Source organism: Paenibacillus sp. J22TS3 (assembly GCF_018403205.1).
Classification (GTDB): domain Bacteria; phylum Bacillota; class Bacilli; order Paenibacillales; family Paenibacillaceae; genus Fontibacillus; species Fontibacillus tuaregi.
The window spans coordinates 147,878-174,462 of sequence record NZ_BOSF01000005.1 but is presented as its reverse complement, the minus strand read 5'-3'; the positions used below and the strand labels follow the sequence as shown (position 1 = coordinate 174,462).

The window sequence follows — 26,585 nt, the reverse complement described above, 5'->3', positions numbered from 1 at the left end:
GGCCAGCTATAACTTTAAAACTTACAAGGTGCTGTATACGATGTTGCGCAGCTTGCGTGTAATCGCCATTGTGCCGGCATCTTTTTTCTGGATCATAAACAGGATCGTCAGACGGTCTTGCGGACTGTTGCTAAAGTAAGGCCCAAGCCAGCCGTCCCAGCCGTATTCGCCTGGACTGCCGATAAATCCAGCTTTGCTGCTATCTGTGATGATGCGCATCTGGTTACCGTAGCTGTGACCGCACATAGTATGCCATGTATCAAATCCTTGCTGCTGCCAATCGGTTAATGCCGCCGACGTCAAATACTGAACCGTTCGAGGTCTCAAAATTCGAACATCGTTTAAGCTGCCTTGATTGATCAGCATGGTCGTAAATTTAGCGGCATCATCAATCGTTGAGGCAAGACCGGCACCGCCCGACTCAAAAGCTGGGTCACGGTCCATCTGGTGCACAATGCCAAGATGGCTTTCCTCATACAGCTCCAATCCGCCTTTGCCGTCATCCTGATAGGTTCTCACGAGGCGGCTTCTTTTTTCTTCAGGCAGCCAGAAACCGGTATCTTTCATTTCCAGCGGCTCGAATATTTCTTTTCTCAAAAATTGCCCGTAACGCATGCCGCTTACCGTTTCCACTATGGCACCAAGAATGTCTGCCGACGTTCCATACTGCCAGCTTGACCCCGGATCGAACGATAGAGGGCCTTGGCCAAGACGGTTTGCAAATTCCATGGTGTTCATTGGATTCTCACCGTACAAACGTCTGCCCAGTTCTTGGAACAATGCATCCGTGTGCTGCCCGGCTTTGTCGGTTCCGCCGTATACTAACCCTGACGTCATGTTCAGCAGGTCATGGATGTCGACTTCCCGGGCGGGTGGCTCCAGCTTGCCATTTCTCTCGACCAGTTGATTTTTGAAACCAGGAATATAGCGGCTAACAGGATCGAATAAATCGATATCCCCACGCTCCAGGAGAATCATGATTGAAGATGCGGTAATCGGCTTCGTCATCGAATATAAGCGAAAAATTGAATCCCTTGTTATCGGGCGTCCAGACTCAAGATCGGCAAAGCCATCTTCATGGTAAAAAGCTTCATTGCCGTCCTGAATCACCATAAAGTTCGCGCCGGCAATTTCCTTGTTGTCGATACTTGCTCTTAACGTTTTTTTCAACAGGTTTGTTATGTAAGGGGTTAACATGTCTTCTTGTCTCCTTCTTCGAATAAGTTCTTTCTATAATTTGGAGGATGATAACGAGCTGTCTAAAAAAATAATAGGCGCTTTGGAAGCGTTTGTATAGCGCTATTTCGCCGGGCTGCACTAAAACGGTAGGGAATCACCAGTTATACCAACAGAAGACGAGAGTGCTTGAAAATAAAACTGACGTCGATAGAGTACCGACGCCAGTCTGTAAATTAGCATTAATATTCAATAAAAAAGAACCTGAGCAATTTTCTCAGGTTCTTTGTATTGCATTTAAACAAACAGACTGGTATAATCAGTCTGCGACTTTTTAAAACTTGAATTAGGTATAGTTACCTTATCTTACATTTTAATTGTAACATGCCGCTAAACCTTTGTCAAATTTAAATTTCGCAAACTAATGGTTAGGAGAGATTTGGTATGAATTCTTTGGTTCTTGGGTTTCAGGAGATGGATACAACACAGCTTATGCTCGTTGGGGGAAAAGGGTTGAACTTAGGAGAATTGTCGAAAATCGAAGGAATTCACGTGCCCGAAGGATTCTGTGTTACAACCGTGGGATTCCAAAAAGCCATTGAACAAAACGAAGTGTACCATACTTTGGTGAGTCAACTAACCAGGCTAAAAGTTGAAGATCGGGATCAAATTTCCGAAATCAGCAGCAAGCTTCGTCAGCTTATACTGGAAATAGAAATTCCTTCCGATGTGGCGAAGACAGTTGCTCACTATCTCTCCCAGTTCGGTGAGGAGCAAGCTTATGCCGTCCGTTCTAGTGCGACTGCTGAAGACCTGCCCCACGCCTCTTTTGCCGGTCAACAAGACACTTACTTAAATATCATTGGCATAAAAGCAATTTTGCGTCATATCAGCAAATGCTGGGCTTCCTTATTTACGGATCGTGCGGTCATCTACCGAATGCAGAATGGATTTGACCATAGTCAAGTATATCTGTCGGTTATCGTGCAAAAGATGATTTTCCCTCAGGTGTCAGGAATTTTATTTACCGCGGACCCAATTACCTCAAACCGAAAGCTGTTGTCTATCGATGCAAGTTTCGGACTTGGAGAAGCACTGGTCTCCGGCTTGGTATCTGCAGACTCTTATAAAGTACAGGAGGGCGAAATCGTCGATAAGAGGATCGCAACCAAAAAAATTGCGATTTACGGACGGAAAGAAGGCGGGACAGAGACCCAGCAGATCGATCCAGATCGGCAAAAGACTCAATCCCTTACTGATGCCCAAATCATACAACTGGCACGCATCGGAAGACAGATCGAAGCCCATTTCGGCCAGCCGCAGGATATCGAATGGTGTTTGGCCGACGATACATTTTACATTGTCCAGAGCCGTCCGATCACCACGTTATATCCGATCCCTGAAACGAATGATCAAAACAATCACGTGTATGTATCTGTCGGCCATCAGCAGATGATGACCGATCCCATCAAACCACTGGGGATATCTGTTTGGTCGTTAACAGGTAACCGATCCATGTTTAAGGCTGGTGGGGGAAGACTATTTGTAGATATCACGATGGGCTTGGCTTCAGCGGCTGGCAGGCAAAATTTATTGGATGTTTTAGGGCACTCCGATCCGCTCATAAAAGACGCGCTTATTACCATCATAGAGCGGGAAGATTTTATCAAATTGGACCCAAATGACCAAAGCGAACTGGGGCCTGTTAAAAGCCATAAGGGGATGTCGGCTGCGGATATTCTGGCTGAAGCAGGAAACGACCCGGCAATTGTTGCTCGTCTGATTAAGAGTAGCGAGACCTCAGTATCAGCGTTAAAACAGAGTCTCCTAACGAAATCAGGATTGAATGTATTTGATAGTATCCTGGAAGATATGCAGGAGCGGAGGCAGCGTTCGTCAGATCTGAAGCATTTGAATGTGATTATGGCCGCCATGCATGCTTCAGCATGGATTAATGAAAAAATGAATGAATGGTTGGGTGAAATAAACGTAGCAGACACACTTTCCCTATCTGTACCTAACAACATCACTTCTGAAATGGGTATGGAGCTGCTGGATGTCGCAGATGTGATTCGTCCTTATCCGGAAATAATTGAATATCTACAACAGATAAAGGATGATAACTTTTTAGATAAACTGGTTCAATTCGAAGGTGGGCAGCGGGTGCGAGATGCGATTGCCGCTTATCTCAACAAATATGGAATGCGATGTGCCGGGGAGATTGATATTACAAGAACACGCTGGAGTGAAAAACCAAGTATACTGGTACCAATGATCCTCAGTAACATCAAAAACCTTGAGTCTGGCGCCAGCAAACGAAAATTTGAACAAGGGCGACAGGAAGCTTTGGAGAAAGAACAGGACTTATTAGCCCGATTGAAACAATTGCCGGATGGTGAACAAAAAGCCGAAGAGACAAAACAAATGATCGACCTGCTCCGGAATTTCATCGGTTATCGTGAATACCCGAAATACGACATTGTTAGCCGCTATTTCATTTATAAACAAGCTTTACTGAAGGAAGCGGAACGGCTTGTACAAGCGGGCGTTCTTTATGATAAAGAAGATATTTACTATCTCTCATTTGAAGAATTCCAGGAAGCCGTACGCACCCATAAACTGGATTACCAGGTCATCAACAAACGAAAAGATGAGTACAGATTATATGAAAAACTAACCCCACCACGTGTGATTACATCTGATGGCGAAATCATTACAGGTAAGTACAAACGCGAAAATATCCCCGCCGAAGCCATTGCAGGTCTCGCTGTCTCTTCAGGCGTCGTAGAGGGACGGGCACGTGTCATCTTAAATATAGAAGGAGCTAATCTTGAAGATGGCGATATACTAGTCACCGCTTTTACTGACCCTAGCTGGACTCCGCTATTTCTATCCATAAAAGGCTTGGTTACAGAAGTGGGCGGACTGATGACCCATGGAGCCGTTATCGCACGTGAATACGGCCTGCCGGCTGTTGTAGGCGTGGAGAATGCTACCAAACTAATAAAAGACGGTCAACGCATTCGTGTGCATGGAACAGAAGGATATATCGAAATATTGTAATGGCTGAGTACATCAAGTATTAAAAACGGGACAAAAAAACATCATGCTAGAACGGCAGCCGGTCAAAGGGATCGGCTGCCGTTGTTTTTTACGATGAGAGTCGAGAGATTCCGTTCTCTGCGATCACGATAAATTTACCAGCCTACACGGATAATCAGGCCCTTCGGGTCGCTCACTTCGAGATAAGAGGATTGACCGTTGACATCGTCATATGGAAACCCGTAGGCCAAGCGGTTAATACTGTGATCGTGCCAGAATTTCGCGTAATAGTTGGCCGGCGCGGCTTGATAATATTTTGACACGTTATTCCAATCACTTGTTGTATATACATGGCGGTTAATCGCTGCACAAGTATCCGCATTGGTTAAGGCACCGTCGCAGCGGAAAATATCCTGCGTACTGTATGGAGCGTACCCGCCGAAATAGTTGGCATTAGCGCCACCCGGGGCGAAGGAGCCGTGAATTGGAGCAACGATGCGATAAGGCGCTTGAATGGTGGCCAGCGATTTGAAAGCTGCAGGAACTTCAGCCTGGTATTTGGTGAAGATTCCGCTGCGAGTCTCGGATTCAAGCTCACCTGTAGTTTGATCGAAGGAACCAGATTTGTTAATCAGTCGATGTTGGATGGGGAAACCGAATCCATCTACGCGGGTCGTATTGCCATGATAGCCAGCTGCATCAATCGTGAACTCGACGAAATCAAAATAAATATCCCGGTTTGGATCGGTTGGATTATTCAGATCCGGGCCAGCGAATCCATCGTTAAAGGTTTTAAGGTACAGAGGAGTACCGACACTAAGAAACATTCGGCCTGCTGTGATCTTAGGCAAGGTTATCCAGGAAGCATCGCTAGCTTTATGGTAAATGTTGGCGTAATTGATGCCGTTCTTGGTTAGATGGCCCGGCGCATCATTTAAAGCGGTGGAGATGGGAATCAGATTGCCGTTCAGGTCCAGATAGCTCCATCGATTGTTGGCGGGATTGATGCCGAGAACACCCCAATATATTTGTTGGTCGTTGTAGGTGCCTTTGGTACCATTCATGATCTTTACCGAGACGGCACCGTTTGGCGGCATGGGAATTGAGGATGGAAGAATGTCATAAATAGAGCCGGAAGAAGGAGATTGTGTGTTACCCGCAGTGTATGTAAAGTCTTCGGTGTCATAGGCTGGGTTTCCGTTATTGTAAGTGAAAGAATACGTAATCACGGAGCCGGTGGAAATGCTTGAGATGGCCTGCTCATATCGGGATTTGCTCGCGCTGTAAGCCATTCTGAAATTTTGCTGTGCGCCACCGTTCACTTTGTAATGGACATCAACCCAACTTGTGTTGACAGTGGATTTGAACCATACGGTGGCTACGCTTCCAGATAAATCGACACCCCGCGTATAATCTGCTGCTTCGACTTTCCCAGCGAAGATCGAGCAGCAAGCCAGCAGTAACGACAGGATCAGCAGATAAGGCATTCCCTTTCGCATGATTAGAGTTCCTCCTTTAATATGGGGATGATGACCAGCTTTGGATTAAGCTTTAAAATGGCATCCCTCCTTTGGCGTTAACAAAAAGATTATAATCTCATGATTCATGATTTGGTAAGCGCTGGAATTTCGTGATATGGCCCACAATTTCGGGTAAGAAATAGTGCCGATTCACCAGTTCCTACTCAAAAGAATTATGGCTTCTTCGCCTTGCGTATTCCCCACCAAACCATAGCGATGCATATGAGTAAGCCTACAATTGCCGGTACGAGGATGGACTGTCCAGATTCTCCACCGTAAGCGACGCTCCATGCCATTTTCCCCATAGCAATAAGTACGAGAACAGTCAGTCCGATGCGAACGCTCCTCTTCCAGAAAGCCATTCCCAAAGATACGAATGAAAGGGGGACAAGCAAAGCCATTACCATTTTGACGAAATCCCAATTGCCCCGCAACCAACCTTTTTCCATTTCTAAAAATTCCACAACGCTTTGATTCGACTCCTCCGGTTTTGGAAACCAGAACATGCTGGTGAAAAGCAAAAAAATCGTTGCAGTCATTCCGCTCCAGCTTTTTTTGAATGCAAAATAGCAAAAAGGAATAAGAAACACCGGTCGAATATACCAGCTTAATTGATTATGATGCCTGTCGAAAGCCCAGTTGAAAAAATCAGTACTGACGGTTGTCAGCACGAAAAAGCTGATGGTCAGCACAGCAAAGACTATGGCCAGCGTTTTATCGTATTTTCGGCAAAACAAGATCATACCTTTTCATCTCCTTAATAGATCGAACTTCAAGTTATTTTGCTGTTCCACCAAGAGCATTATTTAATATGTATACATATTTATTGACATGCTCAGTCAAGGCCTGGTGGTCCCAAGCCGAAACATCCTTGTCCCGAAGCGTTTCCGAGAATGTCAAACTTAGGGTGGCAATAAAATGATGTAATGCCTCCGTATCGATTTTTTCATCAATTTCCCCGGCCGCTTTTCTTTCTTCAATCAGCGAGCAAAAATACTCTGCGCTTTTGCGTATGCTATCACCAGTAATTTCCTTAATCAGAGCAGTATCCCTGATCTTCAAAAAATCTTGTGCAACTTTTGCCATCACGGGCTGCTCGATGTAGAAACGGATACCACCATAAAATAGATCGCGAACAATTTCGGTAAAAGGAGCCCTATTCATTACAGAAAGTGTGGAGTAGTTATGTTTTTGCTGCCCAATTACTTCAACGATTAAATATCGGTACAGATCTTTTATATCATCGAAATACTGGTAGAAGCTTCCTCGAGCAATGCCCGCAGCAGCCACGATCCGTGCAATACTCGCCTTTTCAAAGCCTGAGAGATGAAACTCATTTAAGGAAGCAGAAACAATTAACGATCTCTTTTCAGCGGATAAATTAAAAAACGTATGAGTAGGCATTTGCGGTCCTCATTCCTCTCTTCACAAATGTGACAATCGTGTCACATGACACTACTGTCACATTAAATCATTGTAATGATCTTGTCAACTTTAATTCCGATGGTGTGCCTGTGGAGTAGACCTAGCATGTTGCGTTCTCCAAAGTATGTACAGATATTACAATAGATCAAAGAAATTGCCGGAACAAAAAATTTGGAGATTCTCCGAAAATTGCGAACCGTTAATGGATGAATTGAGGAAAAACCTTCCTTGATTTTGTTGACAGCAGGAAGAAATAAGAAGTATACTTCATATGAATAAATGCTCATATATAGTTTTGTTGAAGAGGTGAGATCAACATATGGAAACTGGTACTTCTGCAGTTAAGCGAAAACTGGTCCTGGAGGGTTTGGATTGTGCGAACTGCGCTATGAAAATCGAGAACGGTGTCCAGAAGATTGAAGGAGTTTCGGCTTGCACGGTGAATTTTGCAAACCAAACGTTGACTATGGAAATGACGTCGGACCGTTCGGATGACATTCTCGAACAGACAAAGAAAAAAATTCGCACACTGGAGCCCGGTATTAAAGTATTGGAGTATGGGGCAGCGGGAAACCACAAGGGGGGATCCTCCAAACATAATCACGCCAATGACTATGATCACGGTGCCGAAACGGCGGATGATGGGCACGGACATTCCCATGACCATGGGGCGCAAAGCCTCAAAGTCATGACCGCCCGGCTAATCGCGGGTCTTGCCATCGGCGCGGCAGCGTTTTCGTTATCCCTGAGCCGGGAACTTGAACTATTCTTGTTTATTGCATCCTATCTTATTGTTGGCGGGGATATTGTTTTCAAAGCACTGAAGAACATCATAAGAGGTCAGGTGTTCGACGAATACTTCCTTATGGCGATCGCGACTGTCGGTGCTTTTATAATCGGGGAATATCCCGAAGGCGTAGCTGTTATGCTCTTTTACCAAGTTGGCGAACTGTTCCAAAGTATCGCTGTCAACCGGTCACGGAAGTCGATCAGCGCACTGATGGATATCAGACCAGACTTTGCCAATTTGAAAACGGGCGACGAGATCCAACGTGTGAGTCCGGAGGACGTGCAGATCGGCGATTTGATTATCGTTCGGCCTGGTGAAAAGGTCCCTCTTGACGGTAAGATCATTGATGGGAAATCGGCAATGGATACCTCAGCATTGACCGGCGAATCCATGCCGCGTGAAGTGGCAGCGGGTGATGATGTACTGAGCGGATTCATCAACAAAAACGGGGTTCTGACGGTCGAGGTCTCGAAGGTATTCGGGGAGTCAACCGTCGCCAAAATTTTGGATCTGGTGGAGAACGCAAGCAGTAAGAAGGCACCCACGGAAAACTTCATTACGAAGTTTGCACGTTACTATACACCGTTTGTTGTCATTTTCGCCGCGCTACTGGCTGTTGTTCCACCGCTGCTCTTCAGCGGAGCAACATTCTCGGATTGGGTGTACCGGGCTTTAGTGTTCCTAGTCATCTCGTGTCCTTGTGCTCTAGTGGTATCAATCCCGCTCGGCTTCTTTGGCGGTATCGGGGCTTCCTCCAAGAACGGTGTCCTGGTTAAGGGCAGTAATTACCTGGAAGCGTTGAATAATGTAAAGTATGTTGTATTTGACAAAACAGGAACGTTAACTAAAGGTGCATTTAAAGTAAACGGTATCCATCCGCAACACGGATGGACTGAACAAGAGCTGTTGCGCCAAGCCGCTTTTGCCGAAATGCACTCCACCCATCCGATTGCAGAATCCATCAGGGAAGCTTACGGACAGGAATTGAATGAAGTTTATCTTTCGGATTACAACGAAATTTCGGGACACGGCATTCAGGTTGTATTCGAGGGCAAAGAGGTGCTGGCCGGAAACGCGAAGCTTATGAAGCAAGAAAATATCGATTTCGCTGCGCCATCTGAGCTGGGTACCATCGTGCACGTTGCGATTAATAAACAATATGCAGGGTACTTGGTTATTGCCGACGAGGTCAAGAAGGACTCGGCCCAAGCGATCCGCTCGCTTAAAAATCTCGGCGTCAAGAAGGTTGTCATGCTGACAGGCGACATCAAGGCAGTGGGTGAAGCGGTCGGCAAAAAGCTCGGTGTGGACGAGGTCCGGTCAGAACTGCTGCCACAGCATAAGGTCGAAGAGCTGGAGAAGATCGATCGCCAAAAAACGAGCAAAGAAAAGATTGTGTTCGTTGGCGACGGCATTAACGACACGCCGGTTCTGGCCAGAGCCGACATCGGCGTGGCCATGGGCGGTCTGGGGTCCGACGCGGCCATTGAAGCCGCGGATATCGTCATCATGACCGACGAGCCTTCGAAGCTGGCTTCCGCGATTCATATCGCGAAGAGAACTCGGAGCATCGTTTGGCAGAACATCCTTTTCGCGCTGCTTGTCAAAGCGGTCTTCCTGCTTCTGGGCGCTTTCGGAATTGCGACGATGTGGGAGGCGGTCTTCTCGGATGTGGGCGTCACTCTGATCGCTGTATTGAACGCCATGCGCGTATTAAAGATCAAGCCCAATTTGGTTTAAGGAAAGGAAATTCGGTATGAACAATCGCTGGAATAAGCTGATTTATCGAGCGGGGGCTCCGTTTTACGATGTTTTATTTAATGCAGGACCATTCGACCGGGCCAGAAAAAAGGTTTTTGCCGATTTGGCTCCCGAACCGGGCCAGCGAGTGCTGCTGGTCGGGGTTGGAACGGGGGCCGATCTGCGATATTTCTGTGGAAAGAAGCTTGAGATCACGGCGGTCGACCTCTCCCAGGCTATGCTGGCTCAAGCGAAATTAAAAGTAGACGGAAACGAGCATATCTGTTTTTTGGAGATGGATGCGCAGGATCTGAGGTTTAATGACCAATGCTTTGACCTGGTGATAGCGAGCTTGATTTTGTCGGTGGTTCCCGACGAACACAAATGTATGTCGGAGTTAGTTCGTGTGGTGAAGGAGCGGGGAAGAATCGTTATTTTTGATAAGTTCAAAGGTGGGGAGGGGGGAATGCCTCTGATTAGTCGAATGCTGCGGCCGCTCATAGCCTTATTAGGCACCGATATCGGCAGGGATTACCGGTCGATGCTTAAACCACACCTTGGACGTGTGATCATTCGCGAGGATAGCCCAGCCATGTTTGGCGAGATGTATCGAAAAATTGTACTCGAGCGTAAATAAGTTGCGTACTTATTAGCCAAGATTGTGCCTTGAAAGAGGCTCAGTCTTGGTTATTTTTATGCTGTAATCTAGGTACTATTGAAGCACTTAAACAACTAAACTATTGCAACAAAAGAAGGACTGCCCGGGGTCGCTTAAACACGTTGGAGGGCAGCCCTGTCTGCTCTCTAAATAGCCAATAAGCGGAAAGATCCGCATTATCCGTGGTTGGTATGCTGAAGAGTTTGCAGAAAAATTTGCTCGATATGAGCGTCATCGAGTGAATAATAAACCGTTTTTCCAACCTTTCGCCGTTTTACGATTCTGAGATTGCGTAAATATCGCAGCTGGTGAGAAACGGCCGATTGTCCCATTTCGATGAGTACCGTCAAGTCGTGTACGCAAAGCTCCCTTTTTAAAAGGGCGCTGATGATTTTGACGCGTGTCGGATCGCTGAAAGCCTTAAACCATTCGGCAAATTGAATCGCTGCTTGGTCATCGATAAGCTCCGCCTTGACCGCATCCAAATCTTCGGTTGTGCCTGGGCAGTTCGTATCGCATTCTCCCGCCGTATTTATGGACTTAGTCATTGATTATCACCCTTCTGTTAGGTGTTTGTATCATTATATCAAAAAAGACGGGTTAAACGAAATCATTACAATTAACCGATAGTTGTCATCACAATAACATATAAGATTACTACGAACAAGAATACTAAGCGAAACCGAAGAACAGAAGGAGTTATGGCCTCCTCATAAACATGCTTTAATATTCGGCCTCCGTGTATTATTTGTTAAAAGTCTGATGTATCAGGCTTTCTTGTTCTTATACAGGCACATGTGTGTCATAATAAAAGGCACAAAGTGCCTACATTGCAGAGGGGGTACCGCAATAGTGGCTATCCAGGTAAGCTTGAATTCATAAGCATATCATCTTATAATTCAATTAATCAGTTGAATAAGGGAAGTTGGTGCAAATGATGGAAGAAGCTAAAATAGCTGAATTATATAAAGAGCAACTATTTTTACAATACGCCCGAATCGGCAAATGCTTATCCAGTGAAAGAAGACTTGAGCTGTTGAGTCTGCTATCCAACGGCCCCAAAGCTGTAGAAACACTAGCACATCAGACGGGGATGAGTGTTGCCAATGTCTCGCGCCATCTGCAAATTTTATTGGATGCGAACTTAGTGAGATTCACTAAAAAGGGAACGTATGTCATTTACTGTTTAGCCAGTCCGGTGGTCGCAGAATTTCTAGCGTCTTTGTGGAAGATTTCAGAACATCAGCTTTCGGATATTCCGCGGCTCAAACAGGACATCAATCAGCACTATAATCGTGTCCGTACCATTTCCAAGGAAGACGTTCAGAAGCAGATGGAAAAGGGCAATCTCCTCGTATTGGATATTCGTCCAAGAGAAGAGTATGAAACGGCGCATATTGAAGGGGCGTTATCAGTTCCTATGGAAGAGCTGGATGACTATCTGCAGGGGTTGCCTCAAGATACTGTAATTGCAGCTTATTGCCGGGGACCGTATTGTGTCTATACTACGCAAGCCGTTGAGCACATGCAGAAGAAGGGGTTTCAAGCCTATCGAATCGAAGAAGGTGTGCGGGATTGGCTAACTAGTTAAGTGTTCTAATTTATCAAACGCAGCTTATAAGCTGCGTTTTTTTGCTGTGCAAAATTTAAGACCATTATGAAAAATAACTTGACGAAGGCTTAGATTCAATTTTATAATTCAATAAATCAATTGAATAGTATAATAATTAATCATCCATTCTGAGGAGGAATTCATATGAGTGCAACCGCATTGTCAACAGCAACATTTCAAAGCACTATCGAAAAGGGGGTAACCTTGGTTGATTTCTGGGCGCCTTGGTGTGGACCATGTAAAATTCAACTTCCGATTGTTCATGAGCTGGCTGATGAGCTGGAAGGTCAGGCGACGATCGCTACAGTCAATGTCGATGAACAAAGCGATTTGGCTTCGCAATATGCAGTAAGAAGCATCCCAACCCTGCTGCTTTTTAAAGATGGCGAGCTGGTAGATCAAATGGTTGGAGTAAACAGCAAAGATGTACTAAAAGGAAAAATTTCAAAACTGGCAGGTAACTAATGCCGAGAAGAGCAGCAGCAACCATGTTGCTGCTGCTCTTATTAATGATGATAAAAGGAGGTTAGAAATGGTGGGAAATTCAGGGGCATTCGGAGACAAAGCACAACCCCTGCCAGCCTCCATCACGGAATATGTGAAATCACCTGAGAAGCAGCGGCAATTGCATGCAAGAACGATGAGGATCGTCATCTTTTCCCAAATTTTCGGCGGGGCCGGACTGGCAGCGGGAATTACTGTAGGCGCACTGCTGGCACAAGACATGCTGGGTACAGACAGCTATGCCGGGGTTCCCACTGGGCTGTTTACGCTAGGTTCTGCAGGTGCTGCTCTTTTGGTAGGCCGCCTATCCCAACGATGGGGGCGCCGAGCCGGACTGAGCGCGGGATTCATCGCAGGTGGAGTCGGCGCCATTGGAGTTGTTCTCGCGGCGCTATTCAACAGCGTTCCCTTGCTTTTTCTGTCGATGCTGATTTACGGGGCAGGCACGGCAACGAATCTGCAGGCTCGATATGCGGGTACGGACTTAGCGTTACCTACACAGCGGGCGAAAGCGATAAGTATGGCTATGGTGTTTACAACGTTTGGTGCTGTTGCTGGACCAAATCTGGTTAATCTGACAGGAGAGATAGCCACTTCTATAGGCGCTCCTCCCTTGTCTGGTCCTTTCATGCTGGCAGCCGCAGCATATATTATTGCTGGACTGGTCCTTCTTATATTTTTACGGCCTGACCCGTTCGTTGTGGCCAAAGCCATCGCTGAAGAACAGCAAGCCAATGCAGTATCCGTGCTAGGAGAACTGTCTCAAGCTTCTGAAAAAATCACAAATAAAAAAGGCATTATTCTTGGCGCCACAGTCATGGTACTTACCCAAATTGTGATGATTGCCATTATGACCATGACGCCTGTTCATATGCAGCATCATGGTCATAGCCTGGGTAAAGTAGGTACGGTCATCGGCATCCATGTTGCCGCAATGTATCTGCCTTCCCTTATTACCGGTGTTCTTGTCGATAAATTAGGTTATTCTATGATGTCGATCGTCTCCGGATTCACGTTGTTATTATCAGGTTTGGTTGCTGCATTTGGACCTGGTGATTCAATGAGGATGCTTATACTGGCCTTGGCACTTCTTGGCTTAGGTTGGAATTTTGGTTTGATTAGCGGAACGGCAGCTATCGTCGATGCGGCACCTCCACAGGTTCGTGCCAAGACACAAGGCACGGTGGATGTTCTGATTGCCTTGGGGGGAGCATCTGGCGGTGCACTGTCCGGTATGGTGGTGGCCCACTCCAGTTATACAGCTCTCTCTTTAGCGGGAGCATTTCTGTCGCTGCTGCTTATTCCGGTAGTTGTTTGGTCCCGGAAGAAAGCTGATGAGAAAATTTTAAAGAACATATAGTTAGCTAGTGGATAGATCAAGCTTCTCTAGTAAGAGAAGATTTGATCTATTTTACTGTAATACAACGGAGGCTGTGGAACGCATACGTAAAAAAGGACTTACTGCCTACCGAATCGAGACATAGGCACAGGAGTGGAATTTCATATGAATAAAGAAGAACCGGTAATTATAGTTGGCGCTGGCTTAAGTGGCTTGCGTATAGCATCCTTACTAACAGCAGAAGGTTTCAACTGCCGTGTACTTGAAGCCCGGGAGCGCATCGGGGGTAGAGTCTTAACTAAAGAGATTGCGAAGAGGCTAGATCTTGGCAGATTCGATCTTGGTCCTACTTGGTTTTGGCCGAGTTATGAACGGACAATTACAAGGCTCGTTGCAGAACTCGGTTTAAAGACCTTTGAGCAGTATAATGAAGGGCTCATGCTCCTGGAGCGGTCCCGAAATGAGCCTGTACAGCAATACGTTTTGCCGGAAGGAGCTGCTGAAAGGTCGGTTCGTATCATGGGAGGTGTACAATCTCTTATTAACGCTATAGCAGCAACACTTCCTTCTGAAACGATTCAGCTTAACACACGAGTAACTTCGATCCACCTGGAAGCAGATGGAGCCATTACACTTGAAGATGAGGCTACAAGGGATCGTATCCATGCTGGTGCTGTTATACTCACCTTACCACCACGATTGGTGGCGCAAAATATCTCCTTCTGGCCAGAGCTGCCTTCGGATCTCGTGGCAAGCATGCTCAATAAACCCACATGGATGGCGGCTCAGGCTAAAGCAATTGCGGTTTACGAACGTCCATTTTGGCGGGAACAGGGGCTTTCGGGTCTCGCTTCAAGCTGGGTAGGGCCTTTGCAGGAAATCCATGATGCCTCACCAGAGACGGGAGCGGGCGCTCTTTTTGGTTTCTTTGGGGTACCAGCGAAGACACGTCAAGAATTAGGCGAGGAAAAAGTACTTAAACTCGTTGTAGAACAGTTGGTCCGGCTTTTCGGTCCGTCTGCGGAGAACGTGAGCAGCCTTCTATATAAGGATTGGTCCAGAGATCTTGACACAGCTGTGGATGAAGATGCTGAACCACTTCGCGAATATCCTAGTTATGGCCCGCTTGCACGTGTGGAGAGTTGGAAGAAGATCATATTTGCGGGTACAGAGACTGCTTACGAGCAGGGCGGGCACCTTGAAGGTGCGCTGCAATCCTCCGAGCGAGCGGTAGCGGAACTTATCGAGCTTGATAAGACATATTAATGAGTTGGATCGAAATAGAAAAGATAGAGTAGCAGTTCTCTTTATATAGAGGACTGCTTTTTTAAAATTTAATCTATGAAAACCAGATCATGAACTGTGAAAAGATGTTAATCTGTAGACATAAGGAGGATAAAACTATGACAAAAAACAAATTACTAAGAATGGACAATGTTGGCATCGTTGTAGAATCGCTTGATGACGCAATCTCTTTCTTCGAGGAGATTGGCTTGAAGCTCGAAGGGCGAGCAACTGTTGAAGGTGAGTGGGCTGGTCGTGTAACTGGTCTAGGTTCACAATGTGTTGAGATTGCCATGATGGTTACCCCAGATGGCCACAGCCGAATTGAACTTTCGCGATTTATCACCCCACCACCTATATCAGATCACCGAACTGCTCCTGTAAATGCCCTCGGTTATCTACGCATTATGTTCACCGTGGAAGACATTAACGAAATGGTATCCAGACTCACCAAGTTTGGTGCTCAGCTCGTTGGCGAAGTAGTTCAGTACGGAGACTCGTATCGGCTCTGCTACATTCGTGGAAGTGAAGGGATTCTAGTCGGTTTGGCGGAACAACTCGGTAATAAATAGGTGACGATTAAATGGACAACACTTCACAGATTGGCGCGGCATTAATAGTGAAACAGCGGCCTAAAGATACTCTAGCTGCGGGTTCCCGTCATTCTCTTGGTCTTAAGTCGGACGGCACAGTGGTGGCTGTGGGAGATAATAACCATGGCCAATGTGAGGTAAGCGGATGGCGCAATATTGTGGCGATAGCGGCAGGTAATGTTCATAGGGCTGCGAACACAGGTAACGCCCACACGGTCGGCCTTAAAACTGACGGTACGATCGCAGCTGTGGGTTGGAACAAGCATGGCCAATGCAATGTAAGCGATTGGCGTGATATTGTAGCGGTAGCGGCGGGTTGGCGTCGCACCGTCGGACTTAGATCGGATGGCACGGTGGTAGCTGCGGGTCGAAATAACGAAGGCCAATGCCATGTAGGGGACTGGCATGACATGGTGGCGCTAGCTGCGGGTGACTGGCATACCGTTGGTCTTAAATCGAACGGTACCGTGACAGCTGTGGGTAATAACCGGTACGGCCAATGCCATGTAAACGGCTGGTGCAACGTAGTTGCGATAGCCGCGGGTTACCTGCATACCGTTGGGCTTAAATCAGATGGCACGGTGACAGCGGTTGGCGTGAATAAGCATGACCAATGTGAGGTAAGCAGCTGGAAAGATATTGTCGCTATAGCAGCAGGCAGCAGTCATACCATCGGCCTTAAATCAGATGGGACTGTGGCTGCTGTAGGTTTGAATAAACATGACCAATGCAATGTAAGTGGCTGGCGTGATATTGTGGCGATAGCCGCAGGCTGTGCTCATACTCTTGGTCTTAAGTCGGACGGCACAGTGGTGGCTGTGGGAGATAATGAACACGGCCAATGTGAGGTAAACGGATGGCACAGCATCCAGCTTCCTGGAAAATAAAGTGGAAGTTAGCCTGTTACAGTATATCATTGCAATGACAGAATAATATTGTAATGCAAATGATAGTTCAATAAACAATGCCAGCCGATCATGATGAACGGCTGGCATGTTCTGTTTTTGTTGGAGTTTATATTGAGCAATTCCTTAAACAATCAACTCAAATCTATCCCCGAGTATCAACTGTTTGGAGCGATGAATTTTTTGGCCCTCCGCATTGCTGACAGTACTTCTGATACAGAGCAGAGGATGGCCTTCCTCGATATTCAGATAGGTAGCCACATCGAAGGAAGCGTATTCCATTACGATATATTTTCGGGATATGCCAAATGTGATTTTAAGTTTATTTCTTAAAATTTCGTACAGGGATTTATGATTTAAATCCTCCTGCAGCAAAAAGGAAAAAGAAGAAGGTAGCCGGGTATATTCCACAGATACAGGGACATTGTCGGCATACCTGATTCTTTCGATATTAATGATTTTATCCCCGGGCTTTAAGTCCAAATGCTCCTGATCCGCAGCTGTAGCCTCTTCAATCACACACTTGATTACTTTAGCGCCAGGGACTTTGTTTTGAAGTCTGCAGGTATCGCTGAAGCCAATCGTTTCCGTAACATTCTTCTTGATTTTCTCTTTCGTAATAAAAGTGCCCTTTCCCGGGATTCGCACCAAATATCCATCAGAGGTGAGTGAATCGAGGGCGGTGCGGACCGTGACCCGGCTCACATTGTTGGTTTCGCTAAGCTCCAATTCCGTAGGGAGTTTGTCCCCTGGCTTCAAAGTACCGTTATGAATGGAGTCCAAAATTTTGTCTTGCAGCTGTTTATATAATGGCGAGGATTCCGAATGATCAACCATGATTTTACCTCCAAAACACTTTGTATTATATTGTTTTATCCTTGTACTTCTATATTATAACAATATTTACAAGTAGGAAACAAAAAAAAGCGGAAATATATACTTGTATAATGTATTATAATGTGCTATTATTTCATCAATACATTCCAATACAAATCACCGGTGTGGAATGAAAACAAACTAATTGTATCATACAAGGAGAAGACGATGGAGATAAAACAAATCATTGGAGAAATTGTTGCGGGGAAACAAGAGGTCGGAGGCATTAAGCAGATTTATTATGTAGCTTGTGGCGGTTCTTATGGCGCTTTTTATCCAGCCAAAACCTTTCTTGAGAAAGAGGCTAAGGACATTAAAGTTGGCCTGTATAACAGCAATGAATTTGTGCACAACACACCTAAATCATTTGGCGAAAATTCGGTACTGGTTGTAGCCTCGCATAAAGGCAATACACCAGAGACTGTGAAAGCGGCTGAGCTCGGCAAGAAGGCGGGAGTTCCGGTCATTGCGTTAACCTGGATTACGGACTCACCGATTACGGAGCATGCCGATTATGTAGTGAAGTATACCTTTGGAGAAGGCAAGGATATTGCTGGGGAAAAGACCATTAAAGCCCTGTTGACGGCGGTAGAAGCCTTGAACCAAACTGAGGGATACGAGTACTATAATCAATTCCTCGATGGAGTGGCTAAAATCGACCATATTGTTAAAAACGCTTCCAAACACGTGGCCAAACGCGCTCTGACGTTCGCCAAAAATCACAAGGATGATCAAGTGATCTACACCATGGCCAGCGGAGCCGGTTACGGGGCTGCCTACATGGAAAGTATCTGTATCTTTATGGAAATGCAGTGGATCAACTCCTCGAGCATCCATTCAGGTGAATTTTTCCACGGGCCGTTTGAGATTACGGATGCGGAAATTCCGTTTGTCATTCAAATTTCCGAAGGAAGCACCCGGCCTTTGGATGAAAGAGCGCTGGAGTTCCTGAATCGTTATGCCAAGAGAGTGGAAGTGCTGGACGCCAAGGATTTGGGCTTGTCCACCATTGACGGCTCCGTAGTTGATTACTTCAACCATTCTCTATTTAACAACGTTTACCCGGTTTACAATCAAGCTTTGGCGGTGGAAAGAGAGCACCCGCTCACAACCCGCAGATATATGTGGAAGGTTGAGTATTGATTTCGTTTATATTTAGCAGCCTTAAAGGGGATTAATCTTATGGAACAATACAAGGTTATCGGCATCGGCGACAACGTAGTAGACAAGTATGTCCACCAGGGTATGATGTACCCTGGTGGAAACGCCTTGAATTTCTGCGCATATGCCAAAATGTGCGGAGTGGAGGCTTCTTATCTAGGGAAATTCGGCAACGATCAGATTGCCCACTATATCAAGCGGGTGATGGACGAACTTCGGATTGAGCATAGTCATTGCCGGACTTTTGAAGGTGAGAACGGGTATGCGCGGGTTACGTTAAAGAACGGGGACCGTGAGTTTCTCGGTTCCAACAAAGGTGGTATAGCCAAAGAAAAGGAATGGGATTTCACGGAAGACGACCTGAATTATATTAAACAATTCTCCGTGATTCATACCAGTCTAAACAGCTATATCGAAGAGGATCTGGCCATCTTACAAACCACCCATGTGCCGATCTCCTTTGACTTTTCGGTTCGCTGGAATGATGAGTATTTAGAGCGGGTGTGCCGGTACGCGGACATATCCTTTCTTTCCTGCAGCCATCTAACGGAAAGCGACCGAGAGAGAGAAATGCGGAAAGCTCAGGCTTTTGGCTCTAAAATGGTGATCGGAACAGTAGGAGAGAACGGCTCATTTGCGTTGTATAAAGATCAGTGGATATACCAGCCGGCCGTATTAACGGAAACGGTGGATACGATGGGAGCGGGCGATTCTTATTTAACCGCCTTTCTTATCGGGATGATCAGAAGCTCGGAACAAGGCGACATTTTTGCGGGTTCAGACGAGGAGATGCTCCGCAAGATCGAAGCGAGCATGGAGCAGGGAGCCGCATTTGCCGCGAAGATATGCCGGCTTAACGGCGCTTTTGGTTATGGAACAGCAATCCTATAAAGCACCCTCCGACACAAAAAGAGACATATCGAATCGGCAATTTGTAAGCGCATTCAATCAATAGCGGCACAGCTGCCGCAACAGACTAGACAGGCCGGAAAATCACATAAGGAGGGTGAACCTTCATGTTTTGGTTTCAGCTGATCATCATCATTTTGCTCATTTTCTTTGGTGCCAGAAAAGGCGATATATTTATGGGCCTGCTTGGCGGTGTGGGTGTGGCTATCTTTGTTTTTATCTTTCAAGTCCAACCGTCGGCTCCTCCCATCGATGTTATGTTGATTATTTTAGCGGTTGTCTTGGCGGCCTCCGCGCTGCAATCTTCGGGCGGGCTTAATTTCCTCGTCTATCTTGCAAAAAAAATGCTCAGTAAGTCCCCTAAAAATATTACGATCATAGCTCCGATTATCTCATGGTTGTTTACATTCATGTCGGGAACAGGACATGTCGTCTACAGTTTATTGCCGATTATAAATGAGCTTGCCATCGACAATAAAATCAGACCGGAAAGACCTATTTCCAACAGTATCATCGCTTCCCAGCAGGCAATTACCTGCTCGCCGGTATCGGCGGCTACCGCTGCGATGATCGGATTTATGGCCCCTCTTGGGGTAGGATTGGGAACCATCCTGACGATTGCGATACCGGCTACCCTCCTGGGGGTTGTTGCAAGCGCGGTATTGACGATACGCAAGGGCAAAGAGCTTGAGGAAGATCCGGAATATTTGCGGAGATTGGCGGAAGGATTAATTGCCAAACCGGAGAATGCCGAGGAACAAACAGTTTGCAAAGGGGCAAAGGCCTCGGTTGCTCTCTTTTTGCTAGGAGTTCTGGCAATTATTATTATGGGTCTGTTTACCAAGCTGCGTCCTTCCTGGGCGGCAAACGGTGAGACTACGATTTTATCCATGCCAAACACGATTGAAATTATTATGCTGGTCTGCGCCACACTCATCATTATCTTTGGCCGTCCAGCGATCGAAACCATTCTTAACGGCCCGATCTTTAGAGCGGGAGCGCTGGCGATGGTTTGTGCTTTCGGGCTGGCTTGGATGAGCAGCACCTTCATCAACGGCCAAACCGCTTTTATCCATGATCATGTTGCCACCATTGTAAACAGCCATCCCTGGATGCTTGCTGTGATCATGTTTATCGTCGCCGCTTTGACGACGAGTCAGGGAGCCACGACGTTAATTATGGTCCCGATCGCCATCGCCCTTCATCTGCCTCCTTATATCATCATCGGAGCATGGATGGCCGTGAATGCCAATTACTTTTTACCAGTCGCATCCCAGTGTCTTGCGGCTATCTCGTTTGATACCGCGGGAACAACCAAAATCGGTAAATTTGTTTTAAACCACAGCTTCATGATACCGGGATTAATTAATACTTTGATCTCAGTTATTGTAGCTACCCTAATTGGAAGCGCTTTAGTATAAAGGTTTGCTATAACATATAAGGCTTTCGGACAAGGATACAAAATCTCGAAATAATGACCTGGAACAAAGGGAGGGGATCGAGGCGTGCGAATAGCGGGAGTTGGATTCAGCTGCGTGGATGTTTATGACCAATTGGACAGGATGTATCCAACCGGGAACAGTGTCGATTTTGTTATTCATATGCGCAGAATGGGAGTTCAGGCTTCTATGGTCAGTGTGATTGGGACGGATGCCTACGGCGACATGATGATCGACATGCTGAAAGCAGAGAAGATCGATGTATCCCATCTTAGCGTATGTGAAGGCAGTACGGCGGTGTTTAAGATGGAGATGAATGGGAATGATCGCGTTCACAAGGAAAAAATCGAAGGCGTTATGGCGCATTTCGCATTGAATGAGGATGACCGGCGATTTATCGCGGAGCACGATGCACTCCACACCAACCTTTCCGGCAGGATCGAGCGGGAACTGCCTTATTTCCGGGAGCGGGGGGTCTCCATTGTGTTTGATTTCTCCACGCGAACGAAGAAGGATATTGCCGGGCCGATTTTGCCGGATGTGGACTACGCATTCTTCTCCTATACGGAGGAAGACGCGTATATTAGGGAGTTCATCACTTGGGCTCAGGCGCTAGGGCCGCGTATCGTCATCGCGACGTTAGGGGAGCTCGGCAGTCTGGCTTATGACGGAACAACGTTGTATCGCGGTCAGATCGTGCCTGCAGAGGTTGTCAATACGGTAGGGGCGGGAGATTCCTTCTGTGCCGGCTTCATGTATGGCGAACTGCAAGGCTGGTCCATTCCGGAATCGCTGAATCATGGCGCTCGAACGGCAGCCGGGGTTGTTACCAAATTCGAACCCTACTGAATGAGTACAGACCAGAGAAGAGGTGTTTTCTTTGATTATTGATGTGCACACACATCCAATTTTCCACAAGGCAATTTGCGAGGACAAAGAGACGTTGGAATATCGAAAACGGGAGTTCGGCATATTCAAACAGTCGCCAACTCCTGTCGAATCGGTGCTTCAGGAGATGGACTACAATGGCGTAACACGTTCCGTGCTGCTTCCGTTAGATCTGACGACCAGAAGCGGAGGCTGGATTGTCGCAAATGAAGAGGTGCGAACGCTGGTCGATCTTGCGCCGGATCGGTTTATCGGTTTTGCCAGCGTGGACCCGTATCGCAAGGATGCGGCAGAGGCGCTGGAGTATGCGTTCGCCCATCTGAAGCTAAGCGGCCTGAAGCTTCACCCTTCAAAGCAGAAATTTTACCCTGATGATGACAGGTTGAAGCCGCTCTACGAGATTTGCTTAAAGTACGACAAACCGATCATGTTCCACGCGGGTATGAGCTGGGAGCCTGACGCTCCGGCCATCTATTCACACCCGCTGCGTTTCGAGGGAGTCGCGATCGCGTATCCCGAGCTTCGTATATGCCTGGCGCATTTCGGCTGGCCATGGATTCAAGAGACAACGATGCTGCTGTTGAAATATCCGAATGTGTTCACAGACACGTCATTGCTCCATATGGATAATGCGCTTGACTTCTATACGCAGATATTCAAAGTGAACATGGGTCCGCTCTGGATCGAGCGCAATCTGAGAGACAAAGTCATGTTCGGCACCAACACGCCTAGGTTCAAGGCAAAGCGGCTATTGCCAGCGCTTGAGGCGATGGCATTCCGGCCGAAGACGTTACAAAAGATTCTGAGCGGCAACGCAGAGGTTTTCCTGGGAGAGAGGAGGAATGATCGCCTGTGGTTAAATTAAAAACACTTGTGCTTAGGTCGACAGCCGAATTTCAGATGATCAAAATTACGAGAGAGATTCAAAGTTTCGTGGAAGATTGCGGCATAGCCAACGGTCTGGCGGCTGTGATCTCGGCGCATACGACTACCGGCATTATGGTCAACGAAGGACTTGAATGCGTGGAGACAGATATCGAGGAACTGCTGGAACGTTTGGCTCCCAAGGATTGGCCATATGCTCATGCGCATTTCCTTCCGTCTTATGGTGCAACGGGCAGCAACTCCCCCTCACATCTCAAGTCGATGATTTCCGGCAACAGCTGCATGTTCGTTGTGCAGGATGGGAAGCTGGTGTCGGGCGACGCCCAGGATGTATATTTGGCCGAATTCGATGGTCCGAAGAGCAGGAAAGTTTACATTCAGGTCATTGGGGAGTAGCAGGGGCTCTTGATTGGAAGTGCCATATTACAACCGTTTGTCACAAGCAAAGGAGGAATCTGGTTCATATGATACAAATCTCGCAAGTAGCTGCCGCCAACTATCATTATAAAAGGTACTCCCTGGAATATTTCTTGAATTCCGTCGCAAGGTTAGGATTCCGCAATATTGAATTGTGGGCTTCGGGTCCGCACTTCCACTTGGACTATTTCTCACTTCAGGACGTCAAAAGTCTGCAGCAAAAAATAAAAGCGCATGGGTTAAAGGTGGTCTGCTTGACTCCTGAGCAATATGTTTATCCGATCAGCATCAGCCACCCCGATCCGGAATACCGCAAGCAAAGTGTCGAGTTCTTTCGCCGGCATATTGAAGCCGCGTCGCTTCTGGAATGTGATAGAGTGCTGGTGACGACAGGCATCGCCTACTTGGACGCCGATGTGACGGAGACATGGAAATGGTGCCAGGAATCCCTGAGCGAAATCTGCAAAACCGCGGAAAAAGAAGGGGTGTACCTTCCCGTGGAGTCATTTACGAGCTTTACAACTCACGTATTTAACCAGGCCGAGCACATTTCCAGGATGATTAAGGAGGTGGGCAGTCCGAATTTGAAAGGTTTGGCGGATACGGATGTCATGGCGACAACAGGCAAGGATACGATCCATGACTTCATCAGAGAACTCGGAAATGACCTGAATCATGTTCACTTTGTGGACGGGAATCCTGGAGGGCATTTGGTTCCGGGTGAAGGTCGGCTCAATTTGGATGAATCATTGAAAGCGCTTAATGATATCGATTACAAAGGGTACCTAGGCCTGGAATTACTGGACAGAAGATATATTTTAGATCCGGACAAGGCAATGCGGGATTCGCTCGCGTGGTTTGAAGAGCGTTTGTCCTAATCTCTATCTGCGAAAGCGAAAGGAATGGTAAACCCATGAAGGCGGATATATTCATTCATGAAGGCGAAGGCATTCAATGCGTGTACAAAAATGAGAAGTGGCTGGTATGCATCAAAAACTGGAAGCCGGATAATGATATTGACGGTATTTATCGCCTGGAAGTCCACCGCGAAACCGATGAACAATTTATTCTCGTTAAAGGCAAAGCGATTCTGCTGGCTGCGGACCGGGCCGATGACAAATTTGATATTGAACTGATCGAGATGGAGCCCGGAAAAGTCTACAACATTCCTCAGGACACCTGGTTTTATACAATTATGCAAAAAGATACGGTGATGACGTATGTGCAAGACGCCAACACCACGAATGAAAACAGCGAATACTGCAACATGAGCGAAGCAGAGCTGGCTGACGTTAGAACAAGAGCGCTTGAAATATTTAGTCAGTAGACTTAACACTCCCAATCGACTGAGCATTTAACGGTTGGGAGCTTTTATTTTTGGACATTGAAACAAGATGTACCGAGACTGTGTTAGGTTTCCATGTTGCTTATCATAAATTTAACATGGATAATTATTATGATATTGTTAATGCAGCAGGGGCGGGAGGGCAGGCCATGAACAAAGAAGATCAGGTCATAGCCGGTTTCAGAGACTTGTTTAACAAGTTGGTGTGGCTTAATAAGGACAAGATGGAGGATAAGCTTAAGGGTTATAAGCCCTCTGAAGTACATTGCATCGAATACATTGAGAAACAGGAAGATCCCAACGTGACAAAGCTTGCGGAGTCCCTTTATATGACTAGCGGTGCTATAAGCAAAATAACGAAAAAGCTCATATCCAAGGGCATTATCGAAAGCTACCAGAAGCCGGATAACAAGAAAGAGATCTATTTTCGGCTTACTGAGCAAGGGAAAATCATCTTTAACACCCATGAGGAGCTGCACAAGGAATTTCAAGAGCGGGACAAAGCTGTATTTGAACAGGTAACTGAAGAACAATTTGAGAGTATGCTTGGCTTCATAGAAAAGTATAGTAGGCATCTGGATGCGGAAATAAAGAAACAGGGTAAGGATATGAACTCCGAATAAATAGGTATCATGGTAATCAAACCTCAGGCAGTCGGGCTCTATTGAGAACGGCTGCATTTTTATTGTTGCTATTTTGTTGCCAAGGAAGCAAAATGGTGATACGATGTTTTTGTTTCCTGGGAAGCAAAAATGAGACTTTTGTGAGGAGAATTTAAGTGTACAAATTTAGGTCAAACCATGAACAAAACACAGACCAAGCCGTAGATAAACACGCTTTAATATTCGGTCTTATCTCTGTGTTTCTTTGCGGAATAGGGTTCAGCATCATTACACCTGTCGTCCCATTCTTAGTACAGCCTTATACAAGCAATCCGGAAGAACAAGCTATAATTGTTACGCTGTTGACTTCGATTTATGCAGTCTGTGTGTTTTTTGCGGCCCCTGTACTTGGGGCTTTGAGCGACAGATATGGCCGTCGTCCTTTGCTCTTAGTATGCCTTTTGGGTTCAGCAATCGGGTACTTGGTTTTCGGTTTAGGCGGAGCTTTATGGGTACTATTTGCCGGGCGGATAATCGAAGGTATAACAGGCGGGAGCATAAGCACAATCTTTGCCTATTTTGCCGACATCATTCCTCCAGAACAAAGAACCAAATATTTTGGATGGGTGAGTGCGGTTGCAGGTGTAGGCACCGTCATTGGCCCAACTCTAGGCGGATTACTTGCCAAGCTAGGTTATGCTGTACCGATGTATTTTGGAGCAATAATAACACTATTGAACGTTGTATATGGAATCTTATATATGCCTGAGAGCCTTGATAAGATGAAGAGACTTAAAGAGATCACTCTTGCAAGGTTGAATCCATTTATACAGCTTGCAACCATCCTTTCCATGAAAAACTTAAAAAGGCTGTTAATCTCGGCGTTCTTACTTTGGATACCGGGCGGTTCTTTACAAGCGGTTTTTTCGCAATTTACAATGGATACCTTCAGTTGGAAGCCTGCACTCATCGGGCTCATGTTTTCAATAATGGGCTTCCAGGACATCATTTCCCAAGGATTTATCATGCCAAAGCTGTTGAAAAAACTCAGTGATACACAGATAGCATTGGCTGGAATGGCATCTGAGATTATAGGCTACGCTCTTATTGCATTATCTGCTTTGTTCTCATTCTATCCTCTACTTATCGCTGGGATGTTTATCTTTGGGTTTGGTGATTCGGTGTTCGGGCCAGCTTTCAATGGAATGTTATCCAAGTCGGTCGACTCTAGCGAGCAAGGAAGAATTCAAGGAGGCAGCCAATCCATTCAGGCTTTAGCAAGAATAATTGGGCCAATCCTTGGAGGGCAACTCTATGTGTCACTTGGTCATGCAGCACCCGCTTTCATGGGAATGATCCTGATAGCTGCAGCAATACCCGTTTTATATAAGAGAACACATTAGCAAATTGAGTCGGGCGTGTTAACAAACCGGCTGGCAATTCCCGATAAAAATACCTATAGTAGTCTTAAAGTA

The 26,585-nt window shown here is 46.3% G+C and carries 25 protein-coding genes; 19 read left to right on the top strand and 6 right to left on the bottom strand.

Annotation, left to right across the window (positions count from 1 at the left end; genetic code table 11):
* Positions 1 to 21: 21 nt before the first annotated feature.
* Entirely contained in the window at positions 22 to 1,197 is a 1,176-nt protein-coding gene (locus tag KJS63_RS17190; RefSeq protein WP_213620234.1) for a serine hydrolase domain-containing protein, read from the bottom strand.
* Positions 1,198 to 1,620: 423 nt separating this feature from the next.
* Here KJS63_RS17190 and ppsA point away from each other — a divergent pair, with 423 nt between their 5' ends.
* A complete protein-coding gene (gene ppsA, locus KJS63_RS17185; protein WP_213620233.1) occupies positions 1,621 to 4,239 on the top strand; it encodes a phosphoenolpyruvate synthase in 2,619 nt (872 codons plus the stop codon).
* Between the two features lie 134 nt (positions 4,240 to 4,373).
* Here ppsA and KJS63_RS17180 read toward each other — a convergent pair whose 3' ends face one another.
* The 3 genes from KJS63_RS17180 to KJS63_RS17170 all read right to left on the bottom strand — a co-directional run bounded on the left by KJS63_RS17180 (position 4,374) and on the right by KJS63_RS17170 (position 7,142).
* The gene (locus tag KJS63_RS17180; RefSeq protein ID WP_213620232.1) at positions 4,374 to 5,717 is read right to left on the bottom strand and encodes a glycoside hydrolase family 64 protein; all 1,344 of its coding nucleotides are present in this window, start codon (positions 5,715 to 5,717) and stop codon (positions 4,374 to 4,376) included.
* Positions 5,718 to 5,911: 194 nt separating this feature from the next.
* Entirely contained in the window at positions 5,912 to 6,481 is a 570-nt protein-coding gene (locus KJS63_RS17175) for a hypothetical protein (protein WP_213620231.1), read from the bottom strand.
* A 34-nt stretch (positions 6,482 to 6,515) separates the two neighbouring features.
* Complete coding sequence (locus KJS63_RS17170; RefSeq protein WP_213620230.1) at positions 6,516 to 7,142, bottom strand: TetR/AcrR family transcriptional regulator; 627 nt, start codon at positions 7,140 to 7,142, stop codon at positions 6,516 to 6,518.
* A gap of 340 nt (positions 7,143 to 7,482) precedes the next feature.
* Here KJS63_RS17170 and KJS63_RS17165 point away from each other — a divergent pair, with 340 nt between their 5' ends.
* Together KJS63_RS17165 and KJS63_RS17160 are read left to right on the top strand one after the other, a co-directional pair.
* On the top strand, positions 7,483 to 9,693 hold the full coding sequence (locus KJS63_RS17165) for a heavy metal translocating P-type ATPase (RefSeq protein WP_213620229.1): 2,211 nt from the start codon (positions 7,483 to 7,485) through the stop codon (positions 9,691 to 9,693).
* 16 nt (positions 9,694 to 9,709) lie between these two features.
* Positions 9,710 to 10,330, top strand: coding sequence for a class I SAM-dependent methyltransferase (locus tag KJS63_RS17160; protein WP_213620228.1), 621 nt, complete (start codon positions 9,710 to 9,712; stop codon positions 10,328 to 10,330).
* Between the two features lie 197 nt (positions 10,331 to 10,527).
* Here the strand turns inward: KJS63_RS17160 and KJS63_RS17155 are convergent, their stop codons facing one another.
* Positions 10,528 to 10,899, bottom strand: a complete 372-nt coding sequence (locus KJS63_RS17155; protein WP_213620227.1) for an ArsR/SmtB family transcription factor — start codon at positions 10,897 to 10,899, stop codon at positions 10,528 to 10,530.
* 386 nt (positions 10,900 to 11,285) lie between these two features.
* Here KJS63_RS17155 and KJS63_RS17150 point away from each other — a divergent pair, with 386 nt between their 5' ends.
* The 6 genes from KJS63_RS17150 (at position 11,286) to KJS63_RS17125 (ending at position 16,570) form a co-directional block, all read left to right on the top strand.
* Positions 11,286 to 11,942 (top strand): ArsR/SmtB family transcription factor, encoded by a 657-nt coding sequence (locus tag KJS63_RS17150; protein WP_374706294.1) that lies wholly within the window; start codon positions 11,286 to 11,288, stop codon positions 11,940 to 11,942.
* A 165-nt stretch (positions 11,943 to 12,107) separates the two neighbouring features.
* Entirely contained in the window at positions 12,108 to 12,428 is a 321-nt protein-coding gene (trxA, locus tag KJS63_RS17145; protein WP_213620226.1) for a thioredoxin, read from the top strand.
* Between the two features lie 67 nt (positions 12,429 to 12,495).
* Positions 12,496 to 13,827, top strand: a complete 1,332-nt coding sequence (locus KJS63_RS17140; protein WP_213620225.1) for an MFS transporter — start codon at positions 12,496 to 12,498, stop codon at positions 13,825 to 13,827.
* Positions 13,828 to 13,971: 144 nt separating this feature from the next.
* Entirely contained in the window at positions 13,972 to 15,072 is a 1,101-nt protein-coding gene (locus tag KJS63_RS17135; protein WP_213620224.1) for a flavin monoamine oxidase family protein, read from the top strand.
* A 137-nt stretch (positions 15,073 to 15,209) separates the two neighbouring features.
* A complete protein-coding gene (locus KJS63_RS17130) occupies positions 15,210 to 15,662 on the top strand; it encodes a VOC family protein (RefSeq protein WP_213620223.1) in 453 nt (150 codons plus the stop codon).
* Between the two features lie 11 nt (positions 15,663 to 15,673).
* Positions 15,674 to 16,570, top strand: a complete 897-nt coding sequence (locus tag KJS63_RS17125) for an RCC1 domain-containing protein (protein WP_213620222.1) — start codon at positions 15,674 to 15,676, stop codon at positions 16,568 to 16,570.
* 144 nt (positions 16,571 to 16,714) lie between these two features.
* Here the strand turns inward: KJS63_RS17125 and KJS63_RS17120 are convergent, their stop codons facing one another.
* Entirely contained in the window at positions 16,715 to 17,425 is a 711-nt protein-coding gene (locus KJS63_RS17120) for a GntR family transcriptional regulator (protein ID WP_213620221.1), read from the bottom strand.
* A gap of 207 nt (positions 17,426 to 17,632) precedes the next feature.
* Between KJS63_RS17120 and KJS63_RS17115 the strand changes: the two genes are divergently transcribed.
* From KJS63_RS17115 to KJS63_RS17070, 10 genes are all read left to right on the top strand, one after another.
* On the top strand, positions 17,633 to 18,607 hold the full coding sequence (locus KJS63_RS17115; protein WP_213620220.1) for an SIS domain-containing protein: 975 nt from the start codon (positions 17,633 to 17,635) through the stop codon (positions 18,605 to 18,607).
* A gap of 39 nt (positions 18,608 to 18,646) precedes the next feature.
* Positions 18,647 to 19,516 (top strand): fructoselysine 6-kinase, encoded by an 870-nt coding sequence (locus tag KJS63_RS17110; protein ID WP_213620219.1) that lies wholly within the window; start codon positions 18,647 to 18,649, stop codon positions 19,514 to 19,516.
* Positions 19,517 to 19,641: 125 nt separating this feature from the next.
* On the top strand, positions 19,642 to 20,955 hold the full coding sequence (locus KJS63_RS17105) for an anaerobic C4-dicarboxylate transporter family protein (protein WP_213620218.1): 1,314 nt from the start codon (positions 19,642 to 19,644) through the stop codon (positions 20,953 to 20,955).
* A gap of 84 nt (positions 20,956 to 21,039) precedes the next feature.
* Positions 21,040 to 21,822, top strand: coding sequence for a fructoselysine 6-kinase (frlD, locus tag KJS63_RS17100; protein ID WP_213620217.1), 783 nt, complete (start codon positions 21,040 to 21,042; stop codon positions 21,820 to 21,822).
* 31 nt (positions 21,823 to 21,853) lie between these two features.
* Positions 21,854 to 22,726, top strand: a complete 873-nt coding sequence (locus KJS63_RS17095; protein WP_213620216.1) for an amidohydrolase family protein — start codon at positions 21,854 to 21,856, stop codon at positions 22,724 to 22,726.
* The gene (locus tag KJS63_RS17090) at positions 22,714 to 23,142 is read left to right on the top strand and encodes a secondary thiamine-phosphate synthase enzyme YjbQ (protein ID WP_213620215.1); all 429 of its coding nucleotides are present in this window, start codon (positions 22,714 to 22,716) and stop codon (positions 23,140 to 23,142) included. The genes KJS63_RS17095 and KJS63_RS17090 overlap by 13 nt, the downstream gene beginning before the upstream one ends.
* 68 nt (positions 23,143 to 23,210) lie before the next feature.
* Complete coding sequence (locus KJS63_RS17085) at positions 23,211 to 24,041, top strand: sugar phosphate isomerase/epimerase family protein (RefSeq protein ID WP_213620214.1); 831 nt, start codon at positions 23,211 to 23,213, stop codon at positions 24,039 to 24,041.
* Positions 24,042 to 24,076: 35 nt separating this feature from the next.
* Positions 24,077 to 24,490, top strand: coding sequence for a cupin (locus KJS63_RS17080; protein WP_213620213.1), 414 nt, complete (start codon positions 24,077 to 24,079; stop codon positions 24,488 to 24,490).
* Between the two features lie 167 nt (positions 24,491 to 24,657).
* Positions 24,658 to 25,131, top strand: coding sequence for a MarR family transcriptional regulator (locus tag KJS63_RS17075; RefSeq protein WP_213620212.1), 474 nt, complete (start codon positions 24,658 to 24,660; stop codon positions 25,129 to 25,131).
* A 155-nt stretch (positions 25,132 to 25,286) separates the two neighbouring features.
* Positions 25,287 to 26,513 (top strand): MFS transporter, encoded by a 1,227-nt coding sequence (locus tag KJS63_RS17070; protein WP_213620211.1) that lies wholly within the window; start codon positions 25,287 to 25,289, stop codon positions 26,511 to 26,513.
* Positions 26,514 to 26,585 lie beyond the last annotated feature (72 nt).

Bases quoted from the DNA above. Each gene is read 5' to 3' on its own strand.
- KJS63_RS17125 (WP_213620222.1), top strand. From the start codon at position 15,674: ATGGACAACACTTCACAGATTGGCGCGGCATTAATAGTGAAACAGCGG.
- KJS63_RS17105 (WP_213620218.1), top strand. From the start codon at position 19,642: ATGTTTTGGTTTCAGCTGATCATCATCATTTTGCTCATTTTCTTTGGT.
- KJS63_RS17085 (WP_213620214.1), top strand. From the start codon at position 23,211: ATGATACAAATCTCGCAAGTAGCTGCCGCCAACTATCATTATAAAAGG.
- KJS63_RS17075 (WP_213620212.1), top strand. From the start codon at position 24,658: ATGAACAAAGAAGATCAGGTCATAGCCGGTTTCAGAGACTTGTTTAAC.
- ppsA (WP_213620233.1), top strand. From the start codon at position 1,621: ATGAATTCTTTGGTTCTTGGGTTTCAGGAGATGGATACAACACAGCTT.
- KJS63_RS17110 (WP_213620219.1), top strand. From the start codon at position 18,647: ATGGAACAATACAAGGTTATCGGCATCGGCGACAACGTAGTAGACAAG.
- KJS63_RS17170 (WP_213620230.1), bottom strand. From the start codon at position 7,142: ATGCCTACTCATACGTTTTTTAATTTATCCGCTGAAAAGAGATCGTTA.
- KJS63_RS17180 (WP_213620232.1), bottom strand. From the start codon at position 5,717: ATGCGAAAGGGAATGCCTTATCTGCTGATCCTGTCGTTACTGCTGGCT.
- KJS63_RS17115 (WP_213620220.1), top strand. From the start codon at position 17,633: ATGGAGATAAAACAAATCATTGGAGAAATTGTTGCGGGGAAACAAGAG.
- KJS63_RS17120 (WP_213620221.1), bottom strand. From the start codon at position 17,425: ATGGTTGATCATTCGGAATCCTCGCCATTATATAAACAGCTGCAAGAC.
- KJS63_RS17160 (WP_213620228.1), top strand. From the start codon at position 9,710: ATGAACAATCGCTGGAATAAGCTGATTTATCGAGCGGGGGCTCCGTTT.
- KJS63_RS17165 (WP_213620229.1), top strand. From the start codon at position 7,483: ATGGAAACTGGTACTTCTGCAGTTAAGCGAAAACTGGTCCTGGAGGGT.
- KJS63_RS17080 (WP_213620213.1), top strand. From the start codon at position 24,077: ATGAAGGCGGATATATTCATTCATGAAGGCGAAGGCATTCAATGCGTG.
- KJS63_RS17190 (WP_213620234.1), bottom strand. From the start codon at position 1,197: ATGTTAACCCCTTACATAACAAACCTGTTGAAAAAAACGTTAAGAGCA.
- KJS63_RS17150 (WP_374706294.1), top strand. From the start codon at position 11,286: ATGATGGAAGAAGCTAAAATAGCTGAATTATATAAAGAGCAACTATTT.
- KJS63_RS17135 (WP_213620224.1), top strand. From the start codon at position 13,972: ATGAATAAAGAAGAACCGGTAATTATAGTTGGCGCTGGCTTAAGTGGC.
- KJS63_RS17140 (WP_213620225.1), top strand. From the start codon at position 12,496: ATGGTGGGAAATTCAGGGGCATTCGGAGACAAAGCACAACCCCTGCCA.
- KJS63_RS17130 (WP_213620223.1), top strand. From the start codon at position 15,210: ATGACAAAAAACAAATTACTAAGAATGGACAATGTTGGCATCGTTGTA.
- KJS63_RS17155 (WP_213620227.1), bottom strand. From the start codon at position 10,899: ATGACTAAGTCCATAAATACGGCGGGAGAATGCGATACGAACTGCCCA.
- KJS63_RS17175 (WP_213620231.1), bottom strand. From the start codon at position 6,481: ATGATCTTGTTTTGCCGAAAATACGATAAAACGCTGGCCATAGTCTTT.
- trxA (WP_213620226.1), top strand. From the start codon at position 12,108: ATGAGTGCAACCGCATTGTCAACAGCAACATTTCAAAGCACTATCGAA.